Origin of the sequence: Maritimibacter fusiformis (genome assembly GCF_008086115.1) — a bacterium.
Taxonomy (GTDB): domain Bacteria; phylum Pseudomonadota; class Alphaproteobacteria; order Rhodobacterales; family Rhodobacteraceae; genus Muriiphilus; species Muriiphilus fusiformis.
Genome location: NZ_VSIY01000003.1, coordinates 680997 through 688314, shown reverse-complemented (window position 1 = coordinate 688314; position 7318 = coordinate 680997). Strand labels below are relative to the sequence as shown.

Below are 7318 nucleotides of genomic sequence, written 5' to 3'. Positions count from 1 at the left end.
GTCCGCCAGTATCATCACGACCTGTCCGCTGCCGCGCCCGAGGCCGTGGCCGAGGTTCTGGCGCGTTATACGGGCGATCGCTGGCTCTGGCGCGGGATGCACCCGTTCCACGAACAGACCGGGGCCGAGGCGGTGGCGGATATGTTCTGGTCTCCGCTGAAAGCGTCCTTCACCCGCCTTCAACGCCGCCCCGACATCTTTCTTGCCGGTCGCAACGAGATGGACGGATTTCATTCCGTCTGGGTCGTGTCGATGGGGCATCTGATGGGGCTTTTCGACCATCCCTGGCTTGGCATCCGGCCAACCGGCCGCATCACCATGCTGCGTTATGTCGAGTTCAACCGGGTGGAAAACGGCAAGATCACCGAGACCGCGATGTTCTGCGACATCCCGCAAGTGATGGTCCAGGCGGGCCAGAACCCGTTTCCTCCGCAAACCGGCGCTCATCTGGTGCAGCCCGGCCCGATGACACATGAAGGTTTGATGTGGGGTGCGCAGGACCCGGCAAAGGGCAAGGCGACGCTGGATGCGATCAACGCGATGCTGACCGGCATGGGACGCAGCGAACGCTCGAGCAAGCCCAACCCCAACTATGCCGATATTCTCGCCGAAACCTGGCATGAGGACATGATCTGGTGGGGCCCCTACGGGATCGGGGCGACTTACACCATCGAGCGATATATCAAGCAGCACGCCCGCCCCTTCGGGCAGGCGCTGAATGACGGCTATCGCTTCAACGGGCACCTGTGCCGCGTCGCCGAGGGGCATTTTGGCGGGTTCTTCGGTTGGGCGAACCTGACGGTCCGCAACTCGGGCGGTTACATGGGGATGCCAGCGGGGCCGCAACCGGCGGATATGCGCGTGGTGGATATGTATCGAGCGGAGAATGGCAAGCTGGCTGAAAACTGGATTTTCATTGACCTTCTGCATTTCCTGAACATGCAGGGTCTGGATGTTCTGGCGCGTAATTCCGCGCTCTGAAACAGGTCAGCCTAGGGATGCGCGCCGTGTGGAGCCGCGCACTACGAGCCGGCCATCAATGGCAATCCGATGGCTGCCGACCTTCTTGCCTTCGACCTGGGTGTTCAGCATCTCGACCGCCTGTTCCGCCATCAGTTTGATAGGCAGCGACACGGTGGTCAGATCATACGACGGCCAGGCCGCCAACGGCACATCGTCGAAGCCGACCACCGAAACATCCTGCGGCACCGACAGATTCAACTCGAAGCGCAGCACATCCATGCAGGCAAAAGCCATGTGATCATTGGCGACAAAGATCGCTTCCGGTTTGTCTTTGCCGGAAAATAGTCGACGCGTCGCCTCACAGGCCAGATCATAGTCGAAATCGCCGATGTCCCGTGAATGTAGTTCAATCCCGGCGTCATTGAGAGCGGCGACAAAGCCAGCCTCGCGGTCGCGTTGGGTAGAGGCATATTCCCACCCCGCCAGATAGGCGATTTTCCTGTGACCACAGGCCACCAGATGATCTCCGATAATGCGTCCACCTGAATAGTTGTTCGCTGTTACGCAGTTCGATTGATTGTCATTGGGCAAGCGGTTGAAGAAGACGGCGGGGATGCCGAAACGCTCGCATTCCTTGGCGAGCTCCGACTGTGTCGCAACGCTCGAAACCAAGAGACCCACGACCCCCTGGTCCAGGCAACGGGCGACGATGTCCTCGGCCGTTCCGACAGTTTCCATCTCGACAAGCAGAAGCGTATCGAACCCCCGCGCCTGAAGCGCCATCGAAAGGTGTTTGGTCGCCTGGGCGTAGAATGGGTTTTCGACATTGCTGACCACCAGGCCGATACGCGGATGATCGGACTGTTTCTTTCGGTGACCGGTGTGGCGATACCCCAACTCCTTGGCGGCGCGGCGCACGCGCTCGATTGTATCCTTGCTGGCAGAAGCGCCGGGTGTGAAAACCCGGCTGACAGCCGATCGACTAACCCCGGCAAGTGCTGCGACATCGGACGAGGTTACTTTTGCCATAGCAATACCTATTCCCCAGAACTTTTTGACGCCAACGAGAAGCGCAGCTATCTCATTGGAGTGTTGCACATTCTTGGGTGCTGTTCCAGAGATGCAGCCGGTTTTTGTGCACGTTTTGCACGGATTTTTGCACAGCAGGGTGAGTGCGCCCAAATTCGGTGTAAGCCTCGAGAAGCCGACCTGTCGCTGGGCGGCGGTGTCAGAGGAAACTGGCTAGAGGCGAGCAGGGCGGCCAAGTATCGTCGCGGGATGACAAAAGGCGCCCCGTTCCGGTATCTCAACGCGTGCTCCGAGATCATCCGCTTGGCGGTGATGAAGTATGTGCGCTTCCCCCCGTCACTTAGAAATGTCGAGGACCTGCTGCACGAGCACGGCATCGACATCTGCCATGAGGCGCTGCCATACTGGTGCATCGGTTCGGACCCATGTTCGCATCCGAGATCCGGAAACGCCGGTTAGAAGGGAGATGCAATCCAGCCGGTATAGGTGGCACCTGGACGAGTTGATCGTGAAGATCAACGGCAAGGTGCACCACCTGTGGCGTGCAGTTGGAAACGAGGACGAGGTTCTCGAGAGCTTCGTGACCAACACCCGTGACAGGAACGCCGCGTTGAAATTCATTAAGAAATCGCTAAAGCGCCACGGCCTGCCAATTCGACGAGGGGGCAATGCTGCGATTCCGGCGGATGCGAAGTTTGCAGAAATTCGCATCAGTCCACGCCTCCGTCTCGAACCACTTCAACCGGGAACGCAGTCTCTCCCGTCGCGACACTTTCAAACGAAATCGGGCCGTCGCTCTCGCCGAGTAGCGCGGACTCTGCGCGATGTAAGAGACAGCCTCACTGTCCAAGTAGAGACGAGTTCAAATTAGTCTGCCAGCACCGCCACCAACCCCCGTCTCTCATCAGCATATCCACCCCCCCTGTATTCAAACCCCGTTCCCGCGTCGGGCCGGCGTCGTGGGCCGCGATCGGTGACGGTCGTCGCAAGACACGCTGCGGCCCGTTTTTGCGTGGTGGTTCGCGACCTTCGCACCGATCCCCCCACCCAGCAGAGTTGACCCTAACCCCTTGGCCCCCACTCAATCGTCACTCCCCCTGCAAACGAACGGGGCGCGGGCATCCGGGTTTTGCCATTGTGCGCTCGAATCACCGTGTCGGGGCAGGGGGTGCGTATGAAAGGACCGTCCGCAGCCGCGAGAACCGCCCTGCTGGTCTGTGTCGCGGGGTTTCATTTTCCGGCCTGATGTGGCAGGTCCGAAAACCGCGCCGAGTGTAGGTATTGTGAGGTGGGGTGAATGCCAAGGCTCCCTCTCTTTTGTAGTGGGAACCGGGTCGCGGGCGACCGCAGCGAGCAGTGGTCGATGGGCGAGGCCGGATGCGAGCCGACGGGCTCGACCGCGTTCTGGAGGCCGCTGACGGTCTCGGCGCCTTGCGCGGCAATCAAGACCACGGGCATCCGCGCGGCGCAGATCGCCGCCCGTGCGTCACGTGCCTGTCACGCGACATACGGAAACAGAAATAGCGAGATTTGAGACGCCACGCCGTGGCCATTCGTTAAAGCGGAACATTCGTAGAGGGAGGATCGTGAATGTGGGATTTCAGCATCGGCGGGGCAATGGGGATGATGGGGCGGACGCTTCCGTTCATCCTCTTGCGCATGGCCGTCTATTTCGGCATCGCGCTCGGCTACATCCTCGCGACCGGCACGGGCGCCGGAATCGGATGGGGTGTCGGCGGTTTCGGTGACGAGGAGTTTCGGGCCTCGACGACCATGTGGGGGAGCTTTGCGGGGTTCGGCGTTTTCGGCGCCATCATGTACTGGGCGCGCGAATACATCCTCTACATCGTCAAGGCGGGCCATATCGCGGTGCTGGTGGAACTGATCGACGGCAAGACGATGCCGCAGGGGCGCGGCCAGATCGATCATGCCACCGCCGAGGTCAAGGCGCGTTTCCCGCAGGCCAGCGTGCTTTTTCTGCTGGACCAGCTCATCCGTGGCGTGATCCGTGCCATCTCGGGCCTTGCGCGCGGGATTCTCACGGTCCTGCCGGTGCCCGGCGCGCAGCAACTGGCCGCGATCCTGTCGGCCTTCCTGCGGGTCGCGGTGGGCTTCATCGACGAGGTGATCCTTGCCCATGCCATCCGCAGCCGCTCGGACAACTCCTGGGACTCGGCGCGCGAGGCGTTGGTACTCTACGGGCAGAACTGGAAGGTGATGCTGAAGAACGCGGCTTGGCTGGCGCTCATCGTCTACGGGCTGGGCTTTCTGGTGTTTCTGGTCATGCTCGCCCCGGCGGCGCTGGTCGTCTACCTGATGCCCGGCGCATGGGCCGCGGGCGGGGTGGTCTTTGCGCTGCTGTTCGCCTGGAGCGTCAAGGCGGCCCTGCTGGAGCCTTTCGCCATCGCCTGCATGATGCAGGTCTTCTTTCGCACCATCGAGGGCCAGCAGCCGAATCCCGAATGGGAAGCCCGGCTGGAGCAGATGTCGGGCAAGTTCCGCAAACTCAAGGAGCGCGCATTGGGCGAGGTCGAGGCATCGCGGCCCGATAACCCGGCATCTCGCCCGGCCTGACCGTGCGACTCACGACGAATTCTGACTGAAACCGGCCGAAAGAAAGAGACATGAAAACAATCACACGGACATTGGCGACATTCGCAACGATCGGTGGCATGGCCTGTGCTGCCCCGGCCCGCGCTGCCGACGACGTGGTGATCGTCTACGACGCTTCGGGCTCGATGTGGGGCCAGATCGATGGCACGTCCAAGCTCGAGATTGCGCGCGAGGTCATGGCCGATCTGGTGAACGAGTGGGACGAAGGCGCCAATCTCGGGCTTGTTGCCTATGGCCACCGGCGCAAGGGCGATTGCACCGACATCGAGACGCTGATCGCGCCCGGTCCGGTTTACAGGGGCGGATTTATCGAAACGGTGAACGCGATCCGGCCCGTGGGCAAGACGCCACTCACCGCCGCCGTGCGCCAGGCCGCTGAACTTCTGTCCTACCGCGATCATCCGGCGACCGTCGTGCTGATCTCGGACGGGGTGGAGACCTGCAATGCCGATCCCTGCGCGCTGTCGGCTGAACTGGAACGGCAGGGGGTGGATTTCACGGCCCATGTGGTCGGCTTCGACCTGCAGGACGAAACCCACGCCGCGCTGTCCTGCATCGCCGAGAACACCGGCGGCCTGTTCGTGCCCGCCGGCAGTGCCGACGAATTGCACGAGGCGCTCGCACAGGTGAAAAGCGCGGTCGAGCAACAGCCGGTTGCCGAACCCGAACCCGAACCGGAACCGGCCCTGCCTGAAATGGAGCTTGCCGGCCCCGCCCAGGTCACCACCGGCGCCGTCTTCGATGTCAGTTGGAGCGATCCGGTCGATGCCCGTGACATGGTCGGCATCGTCGCGATGGGGGCGGACGAGGGCACGCGCGGCAGCTATCTGCGTGTTGGCGGCGATACCGAAGGAAAGCTGACGGCGCCCGCCGAGCCCGGGCTTTACGAGTTGCGCTATATCCTGAACGAGGGCGGCAAGACGCTGGCCACGGCGATGATCGAGGTGGTGGAGACCCAGGTCGAGGTGACGGGACCCGCCACGGCGACCACCGGCGCCGCCGTCGCTGTCAGTTGGAGCGATCCGGTCAATCCGCGCGACATGGTCGGCATCGTCGCGATGGGGGCGGACGAGGGCACGCGCGGCAGCTATCTGCGTGTTGGCGGCGATACCGAAGGAAAGCTGACGGCGCCCGCCGAGCCCGGGCTTTACGAGTTGCGCTATATCCTGAACGAGGGCGGCAAGACGCTGGCCACCGCGACCATCGAGGTGGTGACGGCCGAAATCGGCATCTCCGGCCCCGGCACGGTGCGTGCGGGAACCGATGTGGATATCTCGTGGTCGTCGACAGTCAATCCCCGCGACATGGTCGGCATCGTCGCGATGGGGGCAGACGAGGGCACGCGCGGCAGCTATCTACGGATCGGCGACAAGACCGATGGTCGCCTGAAAGCGCCCACCGAGCCGGGGCTCTACGAAATCCGCTATATCCTGAACGAGGGCGGCAAGACGCTGGCCAGCGCTTCGCTGGAAGTCGTGGCAGAGGATGCGCCGCTCGACACGGGGGCGGGTCTGTCGGCGCCGGCAACCGCGCAACCGGGCGAGACCATCACGGTGACGTGGACGGGCGGCAGCGACAGTGACGATCAGCGGATTTCGCTTGCCAGGAAGGATCAGGCGGTGTTCGGCTGGATCGCCGTCTTCCCGATCGGTGATGAGACATCCATGAATGTGGCCATGCCCGAGCAGCCCGGTCTCTACGAGATCCGCTTTCTGGATGTCTCGAACCAAGACGTGCTCGGACGCGCTGTCGTGGAGGTGAAATGATGCGAACCCGGTTGATGATGATGGCGGCGGCCATTGCGATGGCCTTGTCGGCGCCTGCGGCGCGGGCCGAGATCGACGGCCACGGCCCGGATGCCTGGCGTGTCACCGGCGTGGCCAGCGATGACATGCTCAACATGCGCATGGGGCCGGGGACGCAATACCTGGTGATCGACAAGCTCGCGCCGGATGCGCGCGGGCTCAGGCAGGTCACCTGCGTACCGCTGCTGATCCCGCAGATCTGGAACAGGCTGACAGAAGCGCAGCGCGCCGAATTGCCGCCGCGCTGGTGCCTGATGCAGACCAGCGATCTGGGCAAGGCCGGATGGGTCGCCCAGCGCTTCCTGATGGAGGATACGGGCGAGGCGGCCGTCGACCCCGCCACGGGCGCCGACCAAATACCGGCGGCGCAAACCATCGGTGACCCGCTGATCGACGACGCGACAAGGCTCGTGCGCGATCTCTATGCGGCCGAGGCGGCGTCGCGAAGCCAGGCGGATTATCCGTTTTCGCCGGCCAACGGGGCGCGGTATTTCTTTGCCGGCATCGTGCCCTCGCTGGCGGGGCATGGGGGTGACGTGCTCTACGATTCACAGGATTTTCAGGGCCGGATTACCCGCATCGCGCCTGATGCCGAACGGCCGATGTTTCGCGGCATGATCACGGTCAACGTGGATTTCACCAACTTCGGGCAGGCGAATCGCGCCGTCTTCAGCCTTCGCCCCGATCCCGCGCAGCCGGGTGCCCCGGTGCGCATCTTTCGCATCGACCATGACGGATGGAGTTTTCCGCAATAGGAACGCGGGTTGCGTCTCGGGCCCGTGCACCAGCGGCCGTTGCCCCGTGTGACGTGGGGGGCGGCGGCGGGCGGTTCCCCGAAGGCGAACGCCGGGCGCCCAAAAGGAAGCCCATCGCCCGCAACGCCCAACGACAGCGGCCTTGCGCTGCGG

General features: G+C 63.2%; 5 protein-coding genes and 1 pseudogene. 5 read left to right on the top strand and 1 reads right to left on the bottom strand.

Translation table 11 applies throughout. From position 1 onward, the window contains the following. A partial coding sequence (locus FVF75_RS04040) for an ester cyclase (RefSeq protein WP_148376442.1) occupies positions 1-981 on the top strand: 981 nt, incomplete at its 5' end. A 6-nt stretch (positions 982-987) separates the two neighbouring features. Here the strand turns inward: FVF75_RS04040 and FVF75_RS04035 are convergent. Continuing rightward, positions 988-1992, bottom strand: coding sequence for a LacI family DNA-binding transcriptional regulator (locus FVF75_RS04035; RefSeq protein ID WP_342779779.1), 1005 nt, complete (start codon positions 1990-1992; stop codon positions 988-990). Positions 1993-2241: 249 nt separating this feature from the next. Between FVF75_RS04035 and FVF75_RS04030 the strand changes: the two are divergent. The 4 genes and pseudogenes from FVF75_RS04030 (at position 2242) to FVF75_RS04015 (ending at position 7165) form a co-directional block, all read left to right on the top strand. Further along, positions 2242-2801, top strand: a pseudogene (locus tag FVF75_RS04030) (IS6 family transposase). A 781-nt stretch (positions 2802-3582) separates the two neighbouring features. Continuing rightward, positions 3583-4566 carry a hypothetical protein gene (locus FVF75_RS04025; RefSeq protein ID WP_148376441.1) on the top strand — a complete coding sequence of 328 codons (984 nt, stop codon included), beginning with the start codon at positions 3583-3585 and terminating at the stop codon, positions 4564-4566. 50 nt (positions 4567-4616) lie between these two features. Continuing rightward, on the top strand, positions 4617-6371 hold the full coding sequence (locus FVF75_RS04020; protein WP_148376440.1) for a VWA domain-containing protein: 1755 nt from the start codon (positions 4617-4619) through the stop codon (positions 6369-6371). Next, positions 6371-7165, top strand: a complete 795-nt coding sequence (locus FVF75_RS04015) for an SH3 domain-containing protein (protein ID WP_148376439.1) — start codon at positions 6371-6373, stop codon at positions 7163-7165. The genes FVF75_RS04020 and FVF75_RS04015 overlap by 1 nt, the downstream gene beginning before the upstream one ends. Positions 7166-7318 lie beyond the last annotated feature (153 nt).